Here is a 21,131-nt window from a genome sequence, read left to right as displayed (position 1 = left end):
CTCCAAAATTGTCACTGATGCAATATACGCTTTGACTCAAGATGCAATCGGCAAGATGACCGTGACATTCCGCCTCCGGTTCCTGCTGTCGTCCGGCACCGGCGTCTTCGAGGAGTGTCCGCCATGACCGCCCAATTGCTGCTCGCCTTCGTCCTGTTCGCCTTCGCCACCGCCGGCACGCCCGGCCCCAACAACATGATGCTGCTGGCCTCGGGGGCGAACTTCGGCTTCCGCCGCACGGTGCTGCATATCCTGGGGATCAGCGTCGGTCTGGGCGTGATGGTGGCGGCCATGGGCCTGGGCCTGGGCGGCGTCTTCAAGGCCTGGCCGGTGCTGCACGAGGTGCTGCGCTGGGTCGGCGGCGGCTACATGCTGTGGCTGGCCTGGAAGATCGCGACGACCAGGACGGTCGCGGACAAGGGCCCCGGCGCCCGGCCGATGACCTTCCTGCAGGCCGCCGCCTTCCAGTGGGTCAATCCCAAGGCCTGGGCCATGGCCCTGACCGCGGCCACCACCTACACGCCCGAGGGCTCGACGATCGGCGTGTTCCTGGTGGCCGGGACCTTCATGCTGGTCGGCGCGCCGTGCAGCGCCGCCTGGGCGGGCTTTGGCCAGGGCATGCGGCGGTTCCTGGACCGGCCGCCGGTGCTGCGGGCCTTCAACCTGACCATGGCCGCCCTGCTGGTCGTGTCGCTGTACCCGCTGGTGGTCGAGACCCGGCCGGCCGGGGCGTCGAAGGAAGCGCCGCGCCTGCTGGCCGACCTGCCGCCGACGCCGCGCTGGCCGTCGCGGGGGTAGGGCGGCGGCAATGAGCGCCTAACATTTGGAGAGCTGTCAGCGGCTTGTAATCCGTTGTCATCCCGGAAGCCTCGCAGAGGCTGTCCGGGACCCAGGGGACTGGGTAGGAGCGGTGCGGCTCACCTGGATCCCGGCTCTCCGCTTCGCTGCGGCCGGGATGACAACCCTGGGATGGCGCGTCAATTGATCCGGACCCTAGACCGCATTACCGAACCTTAAGTGGTCTGGCGCCGTCGGTTGAGGTCTGGTGCGGCTGCCGAAATCCGGAGCCCTCCATGTCCCTCGCCGTCCGTTCCATCCTGCTCGCCGGGCTTCTCCTGGCGGGAAGCGCCGCCGCCAATACAGCCCAGGCCGCCGTCACCCCCGTGCCGGTCGGCCAGCCGCTGGCCCGCTTCGCCAACCTCAAGCCCGGCGTGCACCGCTACCTGCGCTTCAGGCAGGTCGGCGATACCATCCGCGTCGCCGACGTCTGGACCCGCGAGGTCCGCTTCGAGGACCGGGACGGCCAGCGCCGCCTGCACATCGTCCAGCACTGGGACGGGGTCGGCGCCACGCCATCCGACCGCCAGCTGGACAGCTGGTTCGAGGTCGGCACCTTCCGGCCCCTGACTCATGTCCGCCGTTCGCAGAAGGACGGGGTGTCGAAGGTCGAGGGCTTCGTCTTCCGCCCCGACCGGATCATCGGCCTGAAGGACCTCCCGGACAACGCGGCCAAGGACTATGACGTCGCCTCGCCCCAGCCGAGCTTCAACTTCGAGACCGACATGGAGTTCCTCCAGGCCCTGCCGCTGGCCAAGGGCTACGAGGCCAGCATCGTCTTCCACCATCCGGGCGGCGGCCCGCCGGCTTCCTATGTCTTCAAGGTGGCGGGGTCGGAGGTGCTGGACCTGCCGGGCGGCGGCAAGGTCGACTGCTGGGTGGTGACCGCCGACTACAACCACCCGGAGATGGGCGTGACCCGCTTCTGGTTCGCCAAGGGCGGCCAGGTGATGATCAAGCAGGTCTCGCCGCTGCCGGACGGGTCGGGGGTGATGGGCAAGACCCTGATGTACTGAGGTTTTGCGTGTGTCCGGACGGGGACAGGCGCATGCGCCTGTCCCCAATCCAGAGCGCGGGGCTTGCTTGAAAGCGCGCATCGGCCCCAGATCGGACCTTCATGAAAGGTCTCTGCCCATGCGTCCGCTGCTTCTCGCCGCCCTGATCGCCCCAATGGCCGTTTGGGCCGCGACGCCTGCCCTGGCTCAGGACCTGAAGGTCACGGTCCAGGGGCGCGACTCCGTCACCCTGGCGTCCGCCGACCTGGCCGCCCTGCCGCGGGCCAAGGCGACGTTCACGGCCCACGGCAAACAGATCACCTACGAAGGCGCGCTGCTGAACGCCGCCCTCAAGCAGGCCGGGGTCGTGTCGGGCGACCGGCTGATGGGGCGCTACCTGAACCAGGTAGTGACGGCCAAGGGTTCGGACGGCTTCACCGCGACCTATTCCCTGGGTGAGACCGACCCGATCTACCGGACCAATCCGGTGATCATCGCCGACCGCAAGGACGGCCAGCCGCTGGACGCCAAGGAAGGACCCTACCGCCTAGTGGTCGACGGCGACCTGCGCCCGGGGCGCTCGGTGCGGCAGGTGGTGTCGGTGGAGGTGAAGGCGGTTCCGTAGATCGGGACGGGGACAGGCGCATGCGCCTGTCCCCAATCCGAGCCGCGGCCTAGCTCTGCACCGGCCCCAGATAGTCCAGCTTGCCGATCTGCACGCCCTTGTGGCGCAGGATGTCGTAGGCGGTGACCACGTGGAAGAAGAAGTTCGGCAGGGCGAAGCCGAACAGGTAGTCCTCGCCGGTGAAGGTCAGGGCGCCGCCCGGCAGCTTCAGTTCCACGGTGCGGTCCTCGCTGCCCTCGAAGGCCACGGCGTCGACGCTCTGGATATAGGCCAGGGTGTCGGCCACGCGCTTCTGGAGCTGGGCGAAGCTGGTCTCTTCGTCGGGCATGGCAGGGGCCTCGACGCCGGTCAGCCGGGACACCGCGCCCTTGGAGGCGTCCGAGGCGCGCTGGACCTGGCCCGACAGCGGCAGCATGTCGTCGGTCAGGCGGGCGGCCACCAGTGTGTCGGGATCCAGGCCCTGGGCCTTGGCGTGGGCCTCCCCTTTCTCGAGAAGGGTCGCCAGCACCTTGAGGGCGCGGACGAAGACGGGGACAGAGGCGCGGTGCATCGACAGGGGCATGGAGGGCTCCGAAAGGCGGACGCGGGCGGGGGATGTTTCGCCGCCCCCGGCAGATAGGGGCGCAAGGCGCAGCTTTACAGGTCCGCCCCCGCCAAGGGGTGACGCGAGGCGCTCGGAGCGGTAGAGAGACCGCCCGTTCCTCCACAGCGTGACGTTCCCCCTTGCGACTGCCCCAGGCCCGCCTCGACCAAGTTCTCGATCGCTTCCGCGAAGTCGAAGCCCGCATGGGTGCGGCCACCGACGGGGCCGAGATCGTCAAGCTCTCCAAGGAGCACGCCGAGCTGCGCCCGGTGGCCGAGGCCGTCGAGGCCCTGGCCAAGCTGAGCGCCGAGCGCGCCGACCTCGAGGAGATGGCCGGCGACCCGGAGATGGCGGCCATGGTCGCCGACGAGATCCGGGCCCTGGACGAGAAGCTGCCGGTCATGGAGCGCGAGCTGGCCCTGATGCTGGCCCCGCGCGACAAGGACGAGAACGCGTCCGCCATTCTCGAAGTCCGGGCCGGCACGGGGGGCGACGAGGCGGCCCTGTTCGCCGGCGACCTGTTCCGCATGTACCAGCGCTACGCCCAGCTGCAGGGCTGGAAGGTCGAGGTCGACAGCGTCTCCGAGGGCGAGATGGGCGGCTACAAGGAAATCATCGCCTCGGTCACCGGCGACGGCGTGTTCGGCCGCTGGAAGTTCGAGAGCGGCGTGCACCGTGTGCAGCGGGTGCCGGCCACCGAGGCGCAGGGCCGCATCCACACCTCGGCGGCCACCGTCGCGGTGCTGCCCGAGGCCGAGGACGTCGAGATCGAGATCAACGACAGCGACCTGCGCATCGACACCTACCGCTCGTCTGGGGCCGGCGGCCAGCACGTCAACAAGACCGACTCGGCGGTGCGCATCACCCACCTGCCGACCGGCGTGGTGGTGACCAGCTCGGAAAAGAGCCAGCACCAGAACCGCGCCCGGGCGATGAAGAACCTGAAGGCGCGGCTCTACGACATGCAGCGCGAGGCCCTGGACACCGCCCGCTCGGACGCCCGCAAGAGCCAGGTCGGCAGCGGCGACCGCTCCGAACGGATCCGCACCTACAACTTCCCGCAGGGCCGGGTCACCGACCACCGCATCAACCTGACGGTCTACAACCTGCCCAAGGTGATGGAAGGCGACGCCCTGGACGACATCATCAAGCCGCTGATCGCCGAGGACCAGGCCGCCCGCCTGGCCAGCCTGGAAGAGGGCGGGTTCTAGCCGGACCGCCGCCGCGCGTTTCGCGACAGACGCTTGCGGCTGTCGCCCGCCGCCTTTCCGAATTCATAGCAAAGCCCTCCACGACACGGCTTTCGAGGGCCTGCGAACGCTTCCGGGCGCCGCGAGCGTCCGATCCGCCGTTTCATTTCGGCGACGCAACGCAATCTCTCGACACGAAACCGACATCGCGGCTATCGTCCCGTTTAGCGGGAATTCGTCCCATAATATGAAATACCAATTCCAGCCGGAACTGCTCGGCGGGCCGGATCTTACGTCGCGGCGTCGGCGGTGTCGTTCCGGTGAGTCCTTTCGACGGAGGGGTCCTCTTCTGCAAACGCGTGGCTTGCTCATGACCCGAACGCCGTTTGGCGAGACCTTCCGTTTCAATGTCTGGGGCGACGAGGCCAGCGACGACCTGGGCTTCACCCTGGCCGATCCGGCGGCGCCGCGCCTGGACCTGGAGATCGCGGCCGTCGAGCGGGCCCAGGTCCTGGCCTTCGCGCCCGAGAGGCCGAACGGCGGGGCGATGCTGGTCCTGGCGGGCGGCGGCTACACCCAATTGATGCTGGGCAAGGAAGGCGTCGAGGTGGCGCTGTGGCTGAACGGCCTGGGCTACTACGCCTTCGTCCTGGTCCACCGCTTCCCCGACGCGGCCGGCGGCCCGCAGGCGCCGGTCGATGACGCGATCGAGGCGATGCGGCTGATCCGCGCCCGGGCGTCGGGCCTGGGCGTGGATGGCGGGCGGGTGGGCGTCCTGGGCTTGTCGTCCGGCGGTCACCTGGCCGCCTGTCTGGCGACCGCCTATCCGGACGCCTGGACCGCGCCTGTCTCGGCGGCGCCGGAGCAGAGCGCGCGGCCGGACGCCCTGGTCGTCGGCTACGGGCCCATCTCGACCAACGCGGCGGGACGGGGCGTGGTCGCCGACAAGCCGCCCCTGGAGCCGGCGCAGAAACAGGCATTGTACGAGGCCCTGCAGCCGGACGCGGGGCTGATGGCCGATCCGCCGCCGGCGTTCATCGTCTACGCCGCCGACGATCCGGTCGTGCCGATCGAGAACGGACTGCGCCTGCAACGCGCCTGGCTGGATCGCGGCGCCCACGCCGAACTGCACGTCTTCGCCCAGGCCCCGCACGGCTTCGCCCTGCGCACGCCGCAACTGCCGGTCGGCGCCTGGCCGACGCTGTGCGCCCGCTGGCTGGAGGCGATGGGGGTTTAGGGCGAGATCCCGTGGCGCCCAAAGTCGTCATCCCGGAAGCCTCGCAGAGGCTGTCCGGGACCCAGGTGAACCGCACCGCATCAGCCCAGTCCCCTGGGTCCCGGACAAGCGCTCCGCGCTTTCCGGGATGACAACCCGATTTCGGAACTTTGATGCCGGGCCGATCAATCGGAGCGGACGCTACAGCCTCTTCTCCATCACCACGAACGACAGTTCGCGCCGGGGCTGGCCGCGCTCGCCGACCGGGAACGGCTTGGTCTCGCCGGTCAGGACGTAGCCCCGGCGCTGGTACCAGGCGATCAGGGTGTCGCGCAGGTGGACGACGGTCATGCGCACCCGCTTGGCGCCGCGACCCTGGGCGTAGGCCTCGCCGTGGGCCAGCAGGGTCCGGCCCAGCTGGCGGTCCTGCAGGTCGGGGCGGATGGTCAGCATGCCCAGGTACCAGGCGTCCGCGACCTCGGCGTCCGGCTCGATCCAGACACAGCCCAGCAGCGGGCCGCCATCCTCGTCGCGCAGGGTCAGCAGCACCGCGCCAGGCGCGTCGGCCAGGTCCTGTTTGAGGTTTTCCAGGTCGATCCGCTGGCCGTCGATATAGCCGGCCTCGGTGGTCCACCCGGCCTGGGCGCCCTGGCCGCGATAGGCGGAATTGACCAAGGCCACGATGGCGGGGAAGTCGGTTTCGAGAGCGGGGGCGAAGATCATGGGTTTGATTTAGAACATTCGTCGCTCGACTGAACCCTGATTTTTTCCGCTCATCCCGGCGAATGCCGGGACCCATATGGAATGGCTTTGAGGCTGACGCCGAGAGCGCTGAGCTGATCCAGTCAGACCCTCCGCTACGGGATCTGGATCCCGGCATTCGCCGGGATGAGCGGGGTTTTTGATGCTCAACTGGACGGCGCGTCCGGCGGGCGCTTGGTCTTGCTCCAACCGGTGGCGTGGCCCCAGTAGCGGCCGGACACCCGCTTGACCGTGCCCGCCTCGCGCTGGAGGAACTCCCAGGGGTGGAAGGCCAGGCCCACGGTGTCGGCCATGGCCGCGCCGCGCTGGCCCATCGGCTTTTCCGGACCGGTGGTGGAGTCGATGGCGGTCTGGTGCTCGATCTCGGCGTTCAGCTCGGCCCCGACCAGCACGGTCATGATCGAAAACCACATCCAGACCATGAAGGCGATCACCGCGCCCAGCGGGCCATAGGTGGCGTCGTAGTGGGCCACGCGGTTGACATAGACCGAGAACACCAGCGATCCGCCCAGCCAGGCCGCCGCCCCGAACACCGCGCCCCAGATCACCCAGCGCCAGCGGGGCCGGGCGCGGCAGGGGGCGAAGCGGTACAGCATGGCGAAGGCGAAGGCCGTCACCGCCAGCACGATCAGCCAGCGCAACGGGATCCAGAACGGCGCCGCCGCGCTCAGCCCGATCCGCTCGAACACCACCGGCGCGGCGATCAGCACGCCGGCCAGCACCACCGCGTACAGCAGGGCGCAGAAGGTGAAGGCGTAGGTCCACGCCGTCTTGGTGACGTAGTTGCGCTTCTCGTCCTCGTCATAGGCGATGTTCAGCCCGTCGAAGAGCGCCTTCATGCTGGCGTTGGCCGACCAGAGCGATAGCAGCAGGCTGAGCATGAAGGCCACGCCCAGCTTGGTCTGCTCCTGGCTGGCCAGGCGCAGCATCTGCTCGCCGATGATGTTGACGACGCTGGCGGGGAAGACGCTGGACATCTCCTGCAGCTGCTTCTCGACCGCCCCGACGTCGGCGAACAGGCCGTACAGCGAGACGAAGGCGCCGATGGCCGGGAAGATGGCCAGCAGGGTGTAGAAGGTCACGCCCCCGGCCACGGCGGGCAGGCGGTCGACGCTGATCTCGCGGAAGGTGCGCCACAGGATGTCGCGCCAGCCCAGGACGGGAATGCGGTGCGGATGCCGGGCCGCCCGGCCACGCATCGGCTCGGCCCGGTCGAAGTCATGGGGCGGCATGGCCCGGTCCTCGGACAGGCCGGGCGGATGGTCCAGCGGCGTCTCGTTCGGCGCGTGGCCGGACCGGGGTTTGGGCAGGACGAAGGGGACCAGGGCCAGCAGGGCGATCCAGGGCGCCAGGTGGTAGGGGCGAGAAGCGATCCACGACCGTATCGGGCGTCGCGGAACGGTGTCTGTCATGGCCTGGCCCTCCGCTGGGGGAACACGTCCGGCCCGGCTCCGTTCCGCGCGGTCAGGCTTCACCTTGCCAAGCTCCGAGTCATCGACGACCTTGCGCGTCATGCAAGCCCAGGTCGTCAGCCTCTATCGCCACCCCGTCAAGGGGTTCACGCCCGAGCGCCTGGACCGGGCCGAGCTGGTCGCGGGCCAATGCTTTCCCTGCGACCGCCTCTACGCGGTCGAGGACGGGCCCAGCGGCTTCGATCCCGAAGCGCCCGCCCACATCCCGAAGATGAAGTTCACGGTGCTGGCCAAGATCCCGACCGTGGCCAAGGCGCGGACGGCCTATGACGAGGCGACCGGGATTTTCAGCGCCAAGGCCGAGGGGCTGCCCGACTTCTCCGGCGACCTGCGCGGCGACGAAGGGCGGCGCGGGTTCGAAACCTGGCTGGCGACGTTGCTGGACGGCGAGATCAAGGGGCCCCTGCGCGTGATCGCCGGGTCGGGCGACTACCGGTTCATGGACAGCCGCGGCGGCTATGTCTCCGTCGTCAACCTGGCCAGCGTCCGCGACCTGGCCGACAAGCTGGGTCGGCCCGTCGACCCCCTGCGCTTCCGCGCCAACCTCTATGTCGAGGGCTGGCCGGCCTGGGTCGAGAACGACTGGACCGGCCGGATGATGCGGGTGGGCGAGGCGAGGGCGCAGGTGCTCAAGCCGATCGTCCGCTGCGCCGCCACCCACGTCGACCCGGTCACAGCCGAGCGCGACATCGAGCTGGTCAAGGCCCTGTTCGACCACTACGGCCACATGTTCTGCGGCGTCTACCTGAAGGTGGAAGAGGGCGGTGCAGTGCGCGAGGGGGATGGGGTGGTGGTGATTTGACGCCTCAATGCAGGTTGCGCGCGAAGTCCATGTTCTGGTGCAGAACGCGCATGATCAGGATGTCGGTCGAAACTTGCCTGTAGAAGATGGCGTGTGAGCCCGACAGGCGTTTGCGATAGCCGGGCCTGATGTCTTCACATGACGCGCCGATCAATGGATCTTCGGCGATGGAGACCATTGCTTCGTTCAGAGCGCGAATGTAGTCGTCAGCCTGATCCGCGCCCCAGTTTTGCGCGGAATAGAGCCAGATCTCAGCCATGTCGCGTTGCGCGGCCGGTGAGAGGCGATAATACCTCATCGCGCGTTGAACGCCTTGCGCTGCTCCGCCAGAAAGCTCTCGATTTCAAACTCCGTCGGTTCGCCGCTTTCTTCCCCTTCGATCAGCGCCGCGCGCAACGCCGCCAGGCGGGCTTCCTGGTGCTCCAGCAGCCGCAACCCCGCGCGCACGACCTCGCTGGCCGAGCTGTAGCGGCCGTCGGCGACCTGGCCTTCGATGAAGGTCTGGAAGTGCTCGCTGAGAACGATCGAGGTATTCTTGCTCATCGGATCCTCCGGTCAGCCAAAATACCAAAAACTGGTACCGACTTCAAACTCGCCCCGACGGCGATGACGCGCTAAGGAGCCGCCCATGACCCTGACCCTCGTCAAAGCCTGGAACGCCGCCAAGGATCGTCTGAAGACCGTTCAGATCGACCAGCCGGCCATCGACGCCCGCCTGCTGCTGGAAGTGGCCGCCGACGTCACCCGCACCGACATCATCACCGATCCCTATCGGGTGCTGACCGAAGCCCAGATGGCGACGCTGGACGACTTCCTGAACCGCCGCGCCCGCCGCGAGCCGGTCAGCCACATCATCGGCCGCAAGGGATTCTGGAAGATCCTGCTGCAGGTCAACAAGCACGTCCTGACCCCGCGTCCCGAGACTGAGGTCATCGTCGACGAGGTGCTCAAGGCCTTTCCCGAGAATATGGAATTTAAGATGTTGGACCTGGGCGTCGGCTCGGGGACGATCCTGCTGGCGGTGCTGGCCGAGCGCCCGGCCGCCAAGGGGCTGGGCGTCGACGTCTCCGAAGAGGCCCTGGCCGTGGCCCGCGAGAACGCCGCCAACCTGGACCTGGCCGGGCGGACAGCCCTGCTGCGCGGCGACTGGACCAACGGCCTGGGCGACGACAGCTTCGACCTGGTGGTCTCCAACCCGCCCTACATCGCCACCCACGTCATCGAGACCCTGGAGCCGGAGGTCCGTGACCACGAGCCGCGCCTGGCCCTGGACGGCGGCCCCGACGGCCTGGACGCCTATCGCTTCCTGGCCGGCGAGATCCTGCGGGTGCTCAAGCCCGGCGCGATGTTCGCCGTCGAGATCGGCTACGACCAGTCCCAGGCGGTGGAGACCCTGTTCAAGCAGGCCGGCGCCCAGAACGTGCGGACCATCAAGGATCTGTCCGTCAACGACCGCGTTGTCACCGGTACGAAATAGAGGCGGAAGCCTCCGCTCGAAAAATCCCTTGGAAACCCTGGCGTGAGGCGGTAGACGAATAACGTCTCCTTCCAAAACGCCGGGTGACGGGAACAGCGGTCGTCTCGATGACCGTTAAGACTCCCCCGGCAGGCGCGAACGGCCGAACAGGCTGATCGCCGCGCCCGAACCGGGCGGAGGCTCTACGGAAACCAGCGTCTCTAGAACATCGAAGGCAGACCCTAACCGGGTTCACCCCGCTCCAGAGGCCAAACACCGGACGCGCAGATCGCCGCCGGACAGGTTCAGAAGAGAAGATGAGAGATTTCAAGGGCATGAAGCGCCAGCGCGGCCGCAACAATCGCGGCGGCACGGGTAGCGGCGGCAAGCCTCAGCAGCACAACGCCAACCGGGCTTTCGATTCGAACGGCCCCGAAGGCGTGAAGGTTCGCGGCGCGGCCCAGAGCGTCTACGAGAAGTACCAGCAGCTGGCCCGCGACGCGACGTCGTCCGGCGACCGGGTCCTGGCCGAGAACTACCTGCAGCACGCCGAGCACTATTTCCGCGTCCTGCGCGCCATCCAGCCGAATCGGCCGGTCAGCGACATCATCGGCAAGGACGCCTATTCGGCCTACGAGATCGACTTCGAGGCCGAGCCCGAGGAACAGTCCGAAACCCCCGAGACGACCCAGGCCGAGACTCCGGCCGACGGCGGCGACGGCGAAGGCCAGGGCGGCGAACAGCGTCGCGACCGGTTCGAGAACCGTCCCCGCGACGATCGCCCCAGAGAAGGGCAACGCGACGACCGTCCGCGCGACAACAACCAGAACCGCGACCGCTTCGAGGGCCAGCAAGGCCAGGGCCAGAGCCGCCGCGACCGCTGGCGCGACCGTGACGACCGTCCTCGCGACGGCCAGCGCGACGATCGTCCCCGTGATGACCGGCCCCGTGATGACCGCCCTCGCGAAGATCGCCCGCGGGACGACCGTCCGCGCGATGACCGGCCTCGTGAAGAGCGCGCGCCGCGGGAAGACCGCTTCCGCGACGACCGTCCGCGTGACGACCGTCCCCGCGAGGAGCGGGTCCGTGAAGAGCGTCCGGCCGCCGTCGAGGCGACCGAGGCCGCGCCGAGCGAAGGCCGCCGCGAACGTCCGCGCCGGGAACGGGCGCCGCGCGACCGCGACCCGATGGCGGTGATCGAGCCCCAGGCCACGCCGCTGACCAGCGAGGCTCCGGCTTCGCCGCTGCTGCGCGGCCAGGACGGCGACGTCAGCCACGCCCCGGCCTTCCTCGGCCGCAAGTCGACTCGCGCCGAGGCTCCGGCCGAAGCCGCGCCCGTCGCGCCAACCGCCGACGAGGGCGAGGCCCCGGCCAAGCCCAAGCGCCGCCGCGCCCCGCGCAGCTTCGAAAGCGCCACGCCGGGGTCGGAAGAGGCGTAACGTCTTTTGGTGGCCCGGCGCGCTGGGCGACCGCCTCCGTGCTTTCACCCATCATCCCGGGCCTCGCGCCCGGGATTTCCGCACGGGCCGCGATCCAGCGTTAATTGGTCGGTTCGGCGGGATGATCCGGCGCGCCTGACGAGAGCAGCGCCTTGCTCTTCAGACCCAGCTGTTCCCGGATCCGCCTGGCCAGATCCTGGGTCTCCGAGACCGTCATGGCGCCGGCGATCTGCAGGCTGAATCCCGTGATCGGCTCCGTCAGATAGGGATCCGACAGCAGGACGCCGCCCAGGCAGATCGGCAGTCGGTCGCCTACCCGCCCATCCTGCAGCGCCACGAAACGCGCCTGGCCCCGGTCGCTCAGGTCGATCTGGACCAGCGGCATACCCAGGTCGCTGAACTGCGTCTCGACCTCCGTCACATCGCCCGGCCCGAAGGTTTCGCCGGCGATCGAAAAGGCGCCGCCGGCCGGGCAGCGCGTCTCGCCGGCCGCGGCGGCCCGATCCTTGTCCTGCGCAAGGGCCGGCGCATCGATCGCGCCAACCCCGAAGGCTGACAGCGTGATCAGCGCCGCGGACGCGACGAGCCTGACGACCGCCATCAGGCGGGAGGCTGCAACTGGCCGTCGTACTCGCATCCGATCAGCGTCTTGCCCGGAAACGCCGGATGGCTCGTGATTTTCAGGGACGAGCGGTTCTTGAAGCGAAATCCCGATTCCGGATCCACCCGGGTCGAGTCGTCGACGAGGCGTTCGCCCATGAAGCGTCCGGTCCCCGCAAGAACGTTGGTGACGCCCTGCGCCGCGCCGAGCGCGGTCGCGTCCGGCAGGTCGAGGACCGCCATCATCGCCGAACCCTTGAAGGCCACGGTGCTGGTGGTCTGGCCGAAGACGTTGAGCGGCTTGGGCAGGCGATAGGCCGAGAAGGTCGGGCTTGGGGGCGGCAGCCTCACCCAGCCGCGCGCCTTGGCGCCGCCCGGGCTGTCGTCATCGCTGAACGACATCGAAAACCCGACATAATGGCCGCCGTCGATCTTGCAGGCCAGGATGTCAGCGATGTCGACCGTGGCCGGATCGAACGGCGCGGTTTCCGCGGCGTCGGCGGCCGCGACCGAGCACGACATCAGCACGGCAAGCGCCGCCATAGACTTGATCCGCATGGTCCATCTCCTGTTCGGCGTCCGGCGTGGGTCCCTGATAGCCGACAATAGGCCCCCGGCAACGCAAGGAAACGCTTGTCACCCCGGACGAGCGCGCAGTGCGAAGATCCGGGGGCGGGGCGTGAACGCCGCGTTTCCGGCGGTCCCGGATCGGCGCTCGGCTTCGCCGAGCTTGTCCGGGATGACAGTTTCTTAGGTGAATCCCTGGCCTGTCACGACCTACGTCACCCATTGCGTGGGGCGGTGAACCCCGCCTAGCTTCCTCCCACACATTAGGGGGCGACCATGCGCGGCAAGACTAAGAGCTTTCTCCTGACGGCGGCCGCCCTGTCGGCGCTTTCCATGACCTCCGCCAGGGCCCAGGACTCTGGCGAGACAGCCTTCCGCGGCCTCTACAAGGAACTGGTCGAGATCAACACCACGGCCTCGCAGGGCAGCTGCACGGCGGCGGCCCAGGCCATGGGCGCGCGGCTGAAGGCGGCGGGCTTCCCCGACAGCGACGTGCGCGTGGTGTTCCCCGACGAGCATCCCAAGGCCGGCGCCCTGCTGGCCACCCTGCACGGCAAGGACCCCAAGGCCGGCGCCGTCCTGCTGCTGGCCCATATCGACGTGGTCGAGGCCAAGCGCGAGGACTGGGAGCGCGATCCGTTCAAGCTGGTCGAGGAGGGCGGCTACTTCTACGCCCGCGGGGCCAGCGACGACAAGGCCATGGCCGCGATCTTCACCGACAGCCTGGTGCGCTACAAGCAGGAGGGCTTCAAGCCCAGGCGCGACCTGAAGCTGGCCCTGACCTGCGGCGAGGAGGGCGGCCAGTTCAACAGCGTGCCCTGGCTGCTGGAGAAGTATCCCGAGGCCATGAAGGCCGACTTCGCGCTGAACGAGGGCGACGACAGCCAACTGGATGACAAGGGTCAGCCCCGGCTTCTGGGCATCCAGGTCGGCGAGAAGGTCTACATGGACTACACTCTGGAAGTGACCAACGCCGGCGGCCACTCCTCGCGGCCGGTCAAGGACAACGCGATCTACCACCTGGCCAATGGCCTGGCGCGGCTGGGGGCCTACGACTTCCCGATCGCCCTGAACGACGCCACCAAGGGCTATTACGAGCAGAACGCCAGGATCGAGCCCGATCCCGAGGTGGCGGCCGCCATGCGGGCCATGGTCAAGGATCCCGCCGACGCTGCGGCCGCCGCCATCCTGGCCCGAGACCCGGGCCGCAACAGCATGATGCGCACCACCTGCGTGGCCACCATGGTCGAGGCCGGCCACGCGCCCAACGCCCTGCCGCAGCGCGCCAAGGCCAACGTCAACTGCCGCATCCTGCCGGGCAACGATCCGAAGGTCATCCGCGACCAGCTGGAGCAGATCGTCGCCGACCCGGCCATCAAGATCACCCTGGCCGCCGACCCGGATCCGGTCAGCCCGCCACCGCCGCTGACGCCCCGGATCATGGCCCCGGCCACCAAGGTCGCGAGCAAGATCTGGCCGGGCGTGCCGTTCATCCCCGCCATGCTGACCGGCGCCACCGACGGCCGCTTCACCAACGCCGCCGGGGTGCCGACCTACGGCCTGTCGGGCCTGATGGCCGGCGTCGACGGCGACCATATCCACGGCCTGAACGAGCGCATCCAGGTCAAGGCGCTGATGAACGGCCGCCAGTTCCTCTACGAGGTGGTCAGGCTGTATGCGGACGGAAAGTAGCGCGCCGGCGACGCTCTCGTAAAGGACAAGTCTCTAGGCGGTCCGCAACTACAGGGTTAGAGTCATGGTTCGCAGGGGGCGAAGTCGATCATGACCGAACTCGAGGAAGGCAAACGCCGCGCCCAAATCGTCTCCCCGGCTTCGGGCGGGGTCGAGGCGCGATACCGGGCTATTGTCGACACCGCGGTCGACGCCATCGTGGTGATCGACGAGGTCGGACGGGTCGAGGCCTTCAATCCCGCCGCCGAGCGATTGTTCGGGCATGCGGCCGAGGACGTGGTCGGGCGCAACATCCGCATCCTAATGCCCGAGCCCTACCACAAGGAGCACGACGGCTATCTGGACCGGTACCGCGAAACGGGCGAACGTCGGATCATCGGCATTGGCCGCGAGGTCTCGGGGCTGCGGCGCGACGGCTCGACCTTTCCGCTGGAACTGTCGATCGCCGAATGGCGGGAGGACGGAAAGCGCTTCTTCACCGGGGTGATGCGCGACATCACCGAGCGCAAGCGCGCCGAGGAACTGCAGCGCCTGCTGGTCAACGAGCTGAACCACCGCGTCAAGAACACCCTGGCGACGGTGCAGTCCGTCGCCGGCCAGACGCTGCGCAACGCCAGCGACCTGGACGGGGCGCGCGACTCGCTGACCACGCGGCTGTTGGCGTTGGCGCGGGCCCATGACATCCTGACGCTCGAGAGCTGGGAAGGCGCCGAGCTGCGCGATGTGGTCGCCTCGCTGACCGCCTCGCACGGCGATCCGGAGCGGTTCACGGTGGACGGTCCCGCGTTCCGTCTGGCGCCCAAGGTGGCCTTGTCGCTTTCCCTGGCCTTGCATGAGCTGATGACCAACGCCACCAAGTACGGCGCGTTGTCCAATCAGGCCGGACACGTGATCCTGAGTTGGGCGCGGGTCAACGAAGCCGACGTTGAAAGACTGGATCTGCGGTGGGAGGAAATCGATGGCCCCATGGTCACCACGCCAAGCCGCCAGGGCTTTGGCAGTCGTCTCATCACCGGGGGGCTGGCGCGGGAACTCGGCGGTGAGGTGCGGCTCGAATATCCGCCGACGGGAGTTGTCTGCACGATCAGCTCCGCCCTCGCCAAGCCCGGCCAGCCCACCCGCTTCATCCGAGGCGGCGTCTGAGTCGCTTCGGGTGCTGGTGGTCGAGGACGAACTGTTCGTCGCCATGCTGGTCGAGGACATGCTGGGCGACCTGGGCTGCACCATCGTCGGCCTGGCCTCGTCGGCGGCCGAGGCCGAGAGCGCCGCCCGCACGGCGGTCATCGATTTCGCGCTGCTGGACGTCAATCTCGACGGCGAGACCTCGTTCGCTGCCGCCGACATCCTGCGCGACCGCAAGATCCCGTTCGTCTTCATCACCGGTTATGGCGAACAGGGCGTGCGCGGCGATCTGCGCGATGCGCCCGTGCTCTCCAAACCCATAGATCCGCGGCATCTGGCCCGGGTGGTGGGCGCCATCGACCGGGACTAAGGCGGCGGCGGCCCTACCGCGCGATGGACAAGCGGCCTCCCGATCCTTCACTGTCCTGCGCCAAGATCATCCGTCTTGCCGGAGTTTCGATTTGCGTTCCGCTCTCCTGGTCCTCGCCGCGTTCACGCTTTCGGCCTGCGCCTACAATCCCGAACTGGGCCGCCAGCAGATGACCATCGTCGACGACGCCAGCCTGGCCAAGGCCGGTGAGCAGGCGTGGAGCCAGGCGCTGGCCACCAGCAAGGTCAGTCCAAACCGGGCCGCCAACGCCCGGGTGCGCGCCGTCGGCCAGCGGGTGGTCGACGCCGCCGGCCTGGGCCAGCGGCCCTGGGACTATGCGGTGTTCGAGGACGCCGCCCCCAACGCCTTTGTCCTGCCTGGCGGCCATGTGGGCGTGACGACCGGCCTGCTGAAACTGGTCGACAACGATGACCAGCTGGCCGCGGTGATCGGCCACGAGGCCGGCCACGTGGTCGCCCGTCACGCCGCCGAGCGCCAGTCGCAAAACCTGACCTCCAGCCTGGTGCTGGGCGTGCTGGGCGCGGCGGCCGGCTCGTCCGACGCGGCCCGGGCGATCTCCAGCTATGGCGGGGCGGGCGCCAAGTACGGCTTCCTGCTGCCGTTCTCGCGCAAGCAGGAGCTGGAGGCCGACCGCCTGGGCGTCGACTTCATGCAGCGGGCCGGCTACCGCCCGCGCGAGGCGGTGATCCTGTGGCGGCACATGCAGGCCAGCGGCGGCCCCAACACCCCGCAGTTCGCCTCGACCCACCCGTCCGACGCCGCCCGGATCCAGGCGCTGGAAGCCTATATCGTTCAACGGGGGTGGTGAACCGATCCTCCTCACCCGCATCGCGGGGAAGGCCTATCGCCATAGCCAACACGGTTGTCATCCCGGACAAGCGCGCAGCGCGCAGATCCGGGACCGGGGTCAGAGCGCAGGTGCTTGCGGCGGTCCCGGATCGGCGGCCCTCCGGGCCTTGTCCGGGATGACAGGCGTTTGGGGGCACGAACATATGCGACCGTCCCGACTTGGTGAGGAGGGGAGCGCAGGTTCCGGCCAGGCGGTCCTTGTGTGGCGGATCGGCCACACTACATCCCCGTGGACCGAGTTGCGCTTGATCAAGGCGGCCCGGCCTAATCCGCCTGAACTGGGGATATCATGAAGATCGACCTCTATTCCGACCGCGCCAAGCAAGCCGTGCAATCGGCCCAGAGCCTGGCCCTGGCCCGGGGTCACCAGCAGCTTGGCCCCGAACACCTGCTCAAGGTCCTGCTCGAGGAGAAGGACGGCCTCAGTCGCGCCCTGATCCAGAGCGCCGGCGGCCGGCCCGACGCGGCCGACGCCGCGACCGACGCCCTGCTGGCCAAGACCCCCCGCGTCGACGGGGCCGGCGGCCAGCTCTATATGAAGCCCGACACCGCCCGGGTGTTCAGCGCGGCCGAGGAGGGGGCGAAGAAGGCCGGCGACGCCTTCGTCACCACCGAGCGCCTGCTGATCGCCATCGCCAAGGAAGGCGGCGACGCGGCCAAGATCCTGAAGGACGCCGGGGCTTCGGCCCAGGGCTTGGAGACCGCCGCCGCCGCCGTCCGCAAGGGGCGCACCGCCGACAGCGCCTCGGCCGAGGAAGGCTATGACGCGCTCAAGCGCTACGCCCGCGACCTGACCCAGGCGGCCCGCGACGGCAAGATCGACCCGGTGATCGGCCGCGACGAGGAGATCCGCCGCACCATCCAGGTGCTGAGCCGCCGCACCAAGAACAACCCCGTGCTGATCGGCGAGCCGGGGGTCGGCAAGACCGCCATCGTCGAGGGCCTGGCCCAGCGCATCGTCAACGGCGACGTGCCCGAGAGCCTGAAGGACAAGAAGCTGCTGTCGCTGGACATGGGCAGCCTGATCGCCGGCGCGAAGTATCGCGGCGAGTTCGAGGAGCGGCTGAAGGCCGTGCTCGGTGAGGTCACCGCCGCCGAGGGTTCGATCATCCTGTTCATCGACGAGATGCACACCCTGGTCGGGGCCGGCAAGAGCGACGGGGCCATGGACGCCTCCAACCTGCTGAAACCCGCCCTGGCGCGCGGCGAGCTGCACTGCGTCGGCGCCACCACGCTGGACGAGTACCGCAAGCACGTCGAGAAGGACGCGGCCCTGGCCCGCCGCTTCCAGCCGGTGTTCGTCAGCGAGCCGACGGTCGAGGACACCGTCTCGATCCTGCGCGGCCTGAAGGAGAAATACGAGGTGCACCATGGGGTGCGCATCAGCGACAGCGCCATCGTCGCCGCCGCCACCCTCAGCAACCGCTACATCGCCGACCGCTTCCTGCCCGACAAGGCCATCGACCTGGTCGACGAGGCCGCCAGCCGGGTGCGAATGCAGATCGACTCCAAGCCCGAGGAGCTGGACGAGATCGACCGCCGCCTGGTGCAGCTGAAGATCGAGCGCGAGGCCCTGAGCAAGGAGACCGACGCGGCTTCGAAGCAGCGGCTGGAAAACCTCGAGACCGAGATCGACGACCTGCAGTTCCGCTCCGACGAGATGACGGCGCGCTGGAAGGCCGAGAAGGACAAGGTCGGCGGCGCCGCCCAGGCTCGCGAGGCCCTGGACCGCCTGCGCGCCGACCTGGCGACCGCCCAGCGGGCCGGCGACTTCGCCCGGGCCGGCCAGATCCAGTACGGCGAGATCCCCGCCCTGGAACGCCGCCTGGCGGAAGCCGAGGCAGGCGAGAACGGCGGGGCGACGCAGAAGTCGCTGACGCCCGAGGTGGTCGACGCCGAGCAGATCGCCGCCGTGGTCAGCCGCTGGACCGGGGTGCCGGTCGAGAAGATGCTGGAGGGCGAGCGCGAGAAGCTGCTGAAGATGGAGGACGCCCTGCGCGGCCGCGTCGTCGGTCAGGACGAGGCGCTGGAGGCGGTGTCCGACGCCGTCCGCCGCGCCCGGGCCGGCCTGCACGACCCCTCCAAGCCGATCGGCTCGTTCCTCTTCCTGGGCCCGACCGGCGTCGGCAAGACCGAGCTGACCAAGGCCCTGGCCGAGTTCATGTTCGCCGACGAGCACGCCATCACCCGCATGGACATGTCGGAATACATGGAGAAGCATTCGGTCAGCCGGATGATCGGCGCGCCCCCCGGCTATGTCGGCTACGACGAGGGCGGGGCGCTGACCGAGGCCGTGCGTCGGCGGCCTTACCAGGTGCTGCTGTTCGACGAGATCGAGAAGGCCCATCCGGACGTCTTCAACGTTCTTCTTCAGGTCCTTGACGACGGTCGCCTCACGGACGGGCAAGGCCGGACGGTCGATTTCAGGAACACCCTGATCATCATGACCTCCAACCTCGGGTCCGAATTCCTGGCCGGCCAGGAGGACGGTGACGACGTCGAGGCCGTGCGGCCGATGGTGATGAACACGGTGCGCGGCCACTTCCGGCCCGAGTTCCTCAACCGGATCGACGAGATCATCCTGTTCAAGCGCCTGTCGCGCGCCAACATGGGCGACATCGTCCGCATCCAGCTGCAGCGGGTCGAAAAGATGCTGGCCGAGCGCCGCATGACCGTGGCGCTCGACGCCGAGGCCCTGCAGTGGCTGGCCGACAAGGGCTACGACCCGGTCTATGGCGCGCGCCCGCTCAAGCGGGTGATCCAGAAGGACCTGATCGACCCGATCGCCCGCAAGCTGCTGGCCGGCGACCTGGAGGACGGCGGGGTGATCGCGGTCGGCGCCGGGCCCGACGGCCTGGCGATCGGCAAGGCGACGTTGCAGTAAATTCCAGCTCAACCGAATCCTTGGCGGGCGCGTCCGACGGGCGCGCCCGCTTTTCTGTCTGGCGGAGACGGGAAAAGCGGTCCAGGATGGTCGCTCAACCTCAGCATATTACAAATATTTATTGGGAACCTTTGTTCAGGTTCCGCGTACGCGCGCGTTATTTAAGAGTGGGCGGGTCGCCTTCTCTGCAATGGCCAAGTCTGTCCAGAACAGGCCCAGAATTCGCCTCTTTCGAATGTCGATTTTGACCTGACGAAGCGCCGCCGCTGGGGTGTGGGACGGCTCAGCTTGGCGCTCGGTGTTGAAACAGAAGGCGGAAGGGTGTGCCATGATTAGCATGAACTACAAGATGATGATGGTGAGCGCTCTGGTGGCCGGCGGACTGTCGGTCAGCGGCTGCGCGACCAAGGGGTATGTCAACGATCAGGTCGGCGTGGTGAACACGCGCGTCGACGGGACCGAGACCAAGCTGGCCGAGGTCGACCGGACCAGCCAGGAAGCGCTGAAGCGGGCGACCGACGCCGGCAAGCTGGCCGAGGGCAAGTTCCTGTACTCGGTGGTGCTGAGCGACGACTCGGTGAAGTTCCCGCTGAACCAGTATGAGCTGTCGCCGGAAGCCGAGCAGCGCCTGGCCGACTTCGCCTCGAAGCTGAAGGGCGACAACAAGAACGTCTATCTGGAAATCCAGGGCTTCACCGACGCCACCGGTGATCCGAAGTACAACGAAGGCCTGGCCGGCGAGCGGGCCGAGACGGTGCGCAAGTTCCTCAGCAAGCAGGGCGTGCCGCTGAACCGCATGGCGACGATCTCGTACGGCGAGGAAGACCCCGTGGCCCCCAACGACAACCCCGACGGCCGCGCCCAGAACCGCCGCGTGGTGATCCAGGTCCTGGCCTAGGTTTGGCTTGGGGACAGGCGCATGCGCCTGTCCCCGTCCCCTGACACCCCGTTTCACGGGGGAGGAGAACGGACGGAGGGAGCGTCAGGCGTCCGCCGCCTCCTTGGCCTTGGCGATCAGCGCGTCGTCAATCTGGGAGGCCCGCTTGGCCGCGGGGCGCTGGCTGATCCCGGCCCAATAGGCCTCGAAGGCTGGGCGCTTCTCGATCGAGCCGAACATCATGCCCCAGCCGATCTGCGAGCCGACATAGACGTCGGCGGCCGAGAAGCGGTCGCCGACGATGTACGGGCGGCCGGTCACGGCCGTCTCCAGGGCGTTCAGGGTGTCTTCCAGGCAGCCATAGCCGGCCGTGGCGCGGCGCTCGGGCGGCACCTCGACGCCCAGGGCCTTGTTGGTCACAGCCGCCTCGACCGGGCCGCAGCCGAACATCAGCCAGCGATAATAGGTCCCGCGCTCGGGAGCGCCGACGGGCGGCGCTAGGCCGGCCTCCGGAAAGGCGTCGGCCAGGTAGGCGCAGATCGCCGCGCCTTCGGTGACCGTCACGCCGCGATGGGTGATGGCCGGCACCTTGCCCATCGGATTGATCGCCAGATATTCGGGCGCCTTCATCGACGCGGCGTAGTCGAGCGTCACCGTGCGGTAGGGCGCGCCGACCTCCTCGAGCATCCAGCGCACGATGCGACCGCGCGACATGGGGTTGGTGTAGAAAACGAGTTCGTCGCTCATGGCTGGCCCTCCAAAAGGAGGCGCG

General features: G+C 68.5%; 22 protein-coding genes. 14 read left to right on the top strand and 8 right to left on the bottom strand.

What is annotated here, in order from left to right; translation table 11 throughout:
• Positions 1-123 precede the first annotated feature (123 nt).
• The 3 genes from ACSQ2G_RS05210 to ACSQ2G_RS05200 all read left to right on the top strand — a co-directional run bounded on the left by ACSQ2G_RS05210 (position 124) and on the right by ACSQ2G_RS05200 (position 2,457).
• On the top strand, positions 124-798 hold the full coding sequence (locus ACSQ2G_RS05210; RefSeq protein WP_436028840.1) for a LysE family translocator: 675 nt from the start codon (positions 124-126) through the stop codon (positions 796-798).
• 275 nt (positions 799-1,073) lie between these two features.
• The gene (locus tag ACSQ2G_RS05205) at positions 1,074-1,853 is read left to right on the top strand and encodes a DUF3108 domain-containing protein (RefSeq protein WP_436028839.1); all 780 of its coding nucleotides are present in this window, start codon (positions 1,074-1,076) and stop codon (positions 1,851-1,853) included.
• A 118-nt stretch (positions 1,854-1,971) separates the two neighbouring features.
• On the top strand, positions 1,972-2,457 hold the full coding sequence (locus ACSQ2G_RS05200) for a molybdopterin-dependent oxidoreductase (RefSeq protein WP_436028838.1): 486 nt from the start codon (positions 1,972-1,974) through the stop codon (positions 2,455-2,457).
• Positions 2,458-2,506: 49 nt separating this feature from the next.
• Here the strand turns inward: ACSQ2G_RS05200 and ACSQ2G_RS05195 are convergent, their stop codons facing one another.
• Positions 2,507-3,019, bottom strand: a complete 513-nt coding sequence (locus ACSQ2G_RS05195; RefSeq protein WP_436028837.1) for a DUF1993 domain-containing protein — start codon at positions 3,017-3,019, stop codon at positions 2,507-2,509.
• 161 nt (positions 3,020-3,180) lie between these two features.
• On the opposite strand from ACSQ2G_RS05195, the gene prfA reads away from it, so the two are divergent.
• Entirely contained in the window at positions 3,181-4,251 is a 1,071-nt protein-coding gene (gene prfA / locus ACSQ2G_RS05190) for a peptide chain release factor 1 (protein WP_310081924.1), read from the top strand.
• A gap of 349 nt (positions 4,252-4,600) precedes the next feature.
• Positions 4,601-5,467, top strand: a complete 867-nt coding sequence (locus ACSQ2G_RS05185) for an alpha/beta hydrolase (protein WP_436028836.1) — start codon at positions 4,601-4,603, stop codon at positions 5,465-5,467.
• Positions 5,468-5,647: 180 nt separating this feature from the next.
• On the opposite strand, the gene ACSQ2G_RS05180 is transcribed toward ACSQ2G_RS05185, so the two are convergent.
• Entirely contained in the window at positions 5,648-6,169 is a 522-nt protein-coding gene (locus ACSQ2G_RS05180) for a GNAT family N-acetyltransferase (RefSeq protein ID WP_436028835.1), read from the bottom strand.
• A 185-nt stretch (positions 6,170-6,354) separates the two neighbouring features.
• Positions 6,355-7,620 carry a YihY/virulence factor BrkB family protein gene (locus ACSQ2G_RS05175; RefSeq protein WP_436028834.1) on the bottom strand — a complete coding sequence of 422 codons (1,266 nt, stop codon included), beginning with the start codon at positions 7,618-7,620 and terminating at the stop codon, positions 6,355-6,357.
• A 100-nt stretch (positions 7,621-7,720) separates the two neighbouring features.
• Here ACSQ2G_RS05175 and ACSQ2G_RS05170 point away from each other — a divergent pair, with 100 nt between their 5' ends.
• On the top strand, positions 7,721-8,482 hold the full coding sequence (locus ACSQ2G_RS05170) for an MOSC domain-containing protein (RefSeq protein WP_436028833.1): 762 nt from the start codon (positions 7,721-7,723) through the stop codon (positions 8,480-8,482).
• A 4-nt stretch (positions 8,483-8,486) separates the two neighbouring features.
• Here the strand turns inward: ACSQ2G_RS05170 and ACSQ2G_RS05165 are convergent, their stop codons facing one another.
• Both ACSQ2G_RS05165 and ACSQ2G_RS05160 read right to left on the bottom strand, forming a co-directional pair.
• The gene (locus ACSQ2G_RS05165; RefSeq protein ID WP_436028831.1) at positions 8,487-8,780 is read right to left on the bottom strand and encodes a type II toxin-antitoxin system RelE/ParE family toxin; all 294 of its coding nucleotides are present in this window, start codon (positions 8,778-8,780) and stop codon (positions 8,487-8,489) included.
• Positions 8,777-9,025, bottom strand: coding sequence for a type II toxin-antitoxin system ParD family antitoxin (locus tag ACSQ2G_RS05160; RefSeq protein WP_436028829.1), 249 nt, complete (start codon positions 9,023-9,025; stop codon positions 8,777-8,779). The genes ACSQ2G_RS05165 and ACSQ2G_RS05160 overlap by 4 nt, the downstream gene beginning before the upstream one ends.
• 85 nt (positions 9,026-9,110) lie before the next feature.
• Between ACSQ2G_RS05160 and prmC the strand changes: the two genes are divergently transcribed.
• Positions 9,111-9,959 (top strand): peptide chain release factor N(5)-glutamine methyltransferase, encoded by an 849-nt coding sequence (gene prmC, locus ACSQ2G_RS05155; protein WP_436028827.1) that lies wholly within the window; start codon positions 9,111-9,113, stop codon positions 9,957-9,959.
• A 296-nt stretch (positions 9,960-10,255) separates the two neighbouring features.
• Positions 10,256-11,377, top strand: a complete 1,122-nt coding sequence (locus ACSQ2G_RS05150) for a DUF4167 domain-containing protein (RefSeq protein WP_436028826.1) — start codon at positions 10,256-10,258, stop codon at positions 11,375-11,377.
• Between the two features lie 100 nt (positions 11,378-11,477).
• Here the strand turns inward: ACSQ2G_RS05150 and ACSQ2G_RS05145 are convergent, their stop codons facing one another.
• Together ACSQ2G_RS05145 and ACSQ2G_RS05140 are read right to left on the bottom strand one after the other, a co-directional pair.
• A complete protein-coding gene (locus tag ACSQ2G_RS05145) occupies positions 11,478-11,978 on the bottom strand; it encodes a SecDF P1 head subdomain-containing protein (protein WP_436028825.1) in 501 nt (166 codons plus the stop codon).
• Complete coding sequence (locus ACSQ2G_RS05140) at positions 11,978-12,535, bottom strand: hypothetical protein (protein ID WP_436028824.1); 558 nt, start codon at positions 12,533-12,535, stop codon at positions 11,978-11,980. The genes ACSQ2G_RS05145 and ACSQ2G_RS05140 overlap by 1 nt, the downstream gene beginning before the upstream one ends.
• A 285-nt stretch (positions 12,536-12,820) precedes the next feature.
• Between ACSQ2G_RS05140 and ACSQ2G_RS05135 the strand changes: the two genes are divergently transcribed.
• The 6 genes from ACSQ2G_RS05135 (at position 12,821) to ACSQ2G_RS05110 (ending at position 20,380) form a co-directional block, all read left to right on the top strand.
• Complete coding sequence (locus tag ACSQ2G_RS05135; protein ID WP_436028823.1) at positions 12,821-14,236, top strand: M20/M25/M40 family metallo-hydrolase; 1,416 nt, start codon at positions 12,821-12,823, stop codon at positions 14,234-14,236.
• A gap of 90 nt (positions 14,237-14,326) precedes the next feature.
• On the top strand, positions 14,327-15,379 hold the full coding sequence (locus ACSQ2G_RS05130) for a sensor histidine kinase (protein ID WP_436028821.1): 1,053 nt from the start codon (positions 14,327-14,329) through the stop codon (positions 15,377-15,379).
• 10 nt (positions 15,380-15,389) lie between these two features.
• The gene (locus ACSQ2G_RS05125; protein WP_436028819.1) at positions 15,390-15,728 is read left to right on the top strand and encodes a response regulator; all 339 of its coding nucleotides are present in this window, start codon (positions 15,390-15,392) and stop codon (positions 15,726-15,728) included.
• 91 nt (positions 15,729-15,819) lie between these two features.
• Positions 15,820-16,557: a M48 family metallopeptidase gene (locus tag ACSQ2G_RS05120; protein ID WP_436028817.1), complete on the top strand. Its 738-nt coding sequence runs from the start codon at positions 15,820-15,822 to the stop codon at positions 16,555-16,557.
• Between the two features lie 330 nt (positions 16,558-16,887).
• The gene (gene clpB, locus ACSQ2G_RS05115; RefSeq protein WP_436028816.1) at positions 16,888-19,482 is read left to right on the top strand and encodes an ATP-dependent chaperone ClpB; all 2,595 of its coding nucleotides are present in this window, start codon (positions 16,888-16,890) and stop codon (positions 19,480-19,482) included.
• Between the two features lie 328 nt (positions 19,483-19,810).
• Positions 19,811-20,380 (top strand): OmpA family protein, encoded by a 570-nt coding sequence (locus ACSQ2G_RS05110; protein ID WP_436028814.1) that lies wholly within the window; start codon positions 19,811-19,813, stop codon positions 20,378-20,380.
• Between the two features lie 84 nt (positions 20,381-20,464).
• Here ACSQ2G_RS05110 and ACSQ2G_RS05105 read toward each other — a convergent pair whose 3' ends face one another.
• The gene (locus tag ACSQ2G_RS05105; protein ID WP_436028813.1) at positions 20,465-21,106 is read right to left on the bottom strand and encodes a glutathione S-transferase family protein; all 642 of its coding nucleotides are present in this window, start codon (positions 21,104-21,106) and stop codon (positions 20,465-20,467) included.
• Positions 21,107-21,131 lie beyond the last annotated feature (25 nt).

This window comes from Caulobacter sp. LjRoot300 (assembly GCF_964253875.1).
Classification (GTDB): Bacteria; Pseudomonadota; Alphaproteobacteria; order Caulobacterales; family Caulobacteraceae; genus Caulobacter.
Note: the sequence above shows the minus strand (reverse complement) of the source record. Positions and strands in the feature narration are given on the sequence as shown.

Excerpts from the sequence above, each read along its gene's own strand:
- ACSQ2G_RS05145 (WP_436028825.1), bottom strand. The coding sequence starts at position 11,978 with ATGGCGGTCGTCAGGCTCGTCGCGTCCGCGGCGCTGATCACGCTGTCA.
- ACSQ2G_RS05140 (WP_436028824.1), bottom strand. The coding sequence starts at position 12,535 with ATGCGGATCAAGTCTATGGCGGCGCTTGCCGTGCTGATGTCGTGCTCG.
- ACSQ2G_RS05175 (WP_436028834.1), bottom strand. The coding sequence starts at position 7,620 with ATGACAGACACCGTTCCGCGACGCCCGATACGGTCGTGGATCGCTTCT.
- ACSQ2G_RS05195 (WP_436028837.1), bottom strand. The coding sequence starts at position 3,019 with ATGCCCCTGTCGATGCACCGCGCCTCTGTCCCCGTCTTCGTCCGCGCC.
- ACSQ2G_RS05135 (WP_436028823.1), top strand. The coding sequence starts at position 12,821 with ATGCGCGGCAAGACTAAGAGCTTTCTCCTGACGGCGGCCGCCCTGTCG.
- ACSQ2G_RS05210 (WP_436028840.1), top strand. The coding sequence starts at position 124 with ATGACCGCCCAATTGCTGCTCGCCTTCGTCCTGTTCGCCTTCGCCACC.
- ACSQ2G_RS05160 (WP_436028829.1), bottom strand. The coding sequence starts at position 9,025 with ATGAGCAAGAATACCTCGATCGTTCTCAGCGAGCACTTCCAGACCTTC.
- ACSQ2G_RS05200 (WP_436028838.1), top strand. The coding sequence starts at position 1,972 with ATGCGTCCGCTGCTTCTCGCCGCCCTGATCGCCCCAATGGCCGTTTGG.
- ACSQ2G_RS05110 (WP_436028814.1), top strand. The coding sequence starts at position 19,811 with ATGATTAGCATGAACTACAAGATGATGATGGTGAGCGCTCTGGTGGCC.
- ACSQ2G_RS05170 (WP_436028833.1), top strand. The coding sequence starts at position 7,721 with ATGCAAGCCCAGGTCGTCAGCCTCTATCGCCACCCCGTCAAGGGGTTC.
- prmC (WP_436028827.1), top strand. The coding sequence starts at position 9,111 with ATGACCCTGACCCTCGTCAAAGCCTGGAACGCCGCCAAGGATCGTCTG.
- ACSQ2G_RS05150 (WP_436028826.1), top strand. The coding sequence starts at position 10,256 with ATGAGAGATTTCAAGGGCATGAAGCGCCAGCGCGGCCGCAACAATCGC.
- ACSQ2G_RS05205 (WP_436028839.1), top strand. The coding sequence starts at position 1,074 with ATGTCCCTCGCCGTCCGTTCCATCCTGCTCGCCGGGCTTCTCCTGGCG.
- ACSQ2G_RS05165 (WP_436028831.1), bottom strand. The coding sequence starts at position 8,780 with ATGAGGTATTATCGCCTCTCACCGGCCGCGCAACGCGACATGGCTGAG.
- clpB (WP_436028816.1), top strand. The coding sequence starts at position 16,888 with ATGAAGATCGACCTCTATTCCGACCGCGCCAAGCAAGCCGTGCAATCG.
- ACSQ2G_RS05180 (WP_436028835.1), bottom strand. The coding sequence starts at position 6,169 with ATGATCTTCGCCCCCGCTCTCGAAACCGACTTCCCCGCCATCGTGGCC.
- ACSQ2G_RS05185 (WP_436028836.1), top strand. The coding sequence starts at position 4,601 with ATGACCCGAACGCCGTTTGGCGAGACCTTCCGTTTCAATGTCTGGGGC.
- ACSQ2G_RS05105 (WP_436028813.1), bottom strand. The coding sequence starts at position 21,106 with ATGAGCGACGAACTCGTTTTCTACACCAACCCCATGTCGCGCGGTCGC.
- ACSQ2G_RS05130 (WP_436028821.1), top strand. The coding sequence starts at position 14,327 with ATGACCGAACTCGAGGAAGGCAAACGCCGCGCCCAAATCGTCTCCCCG.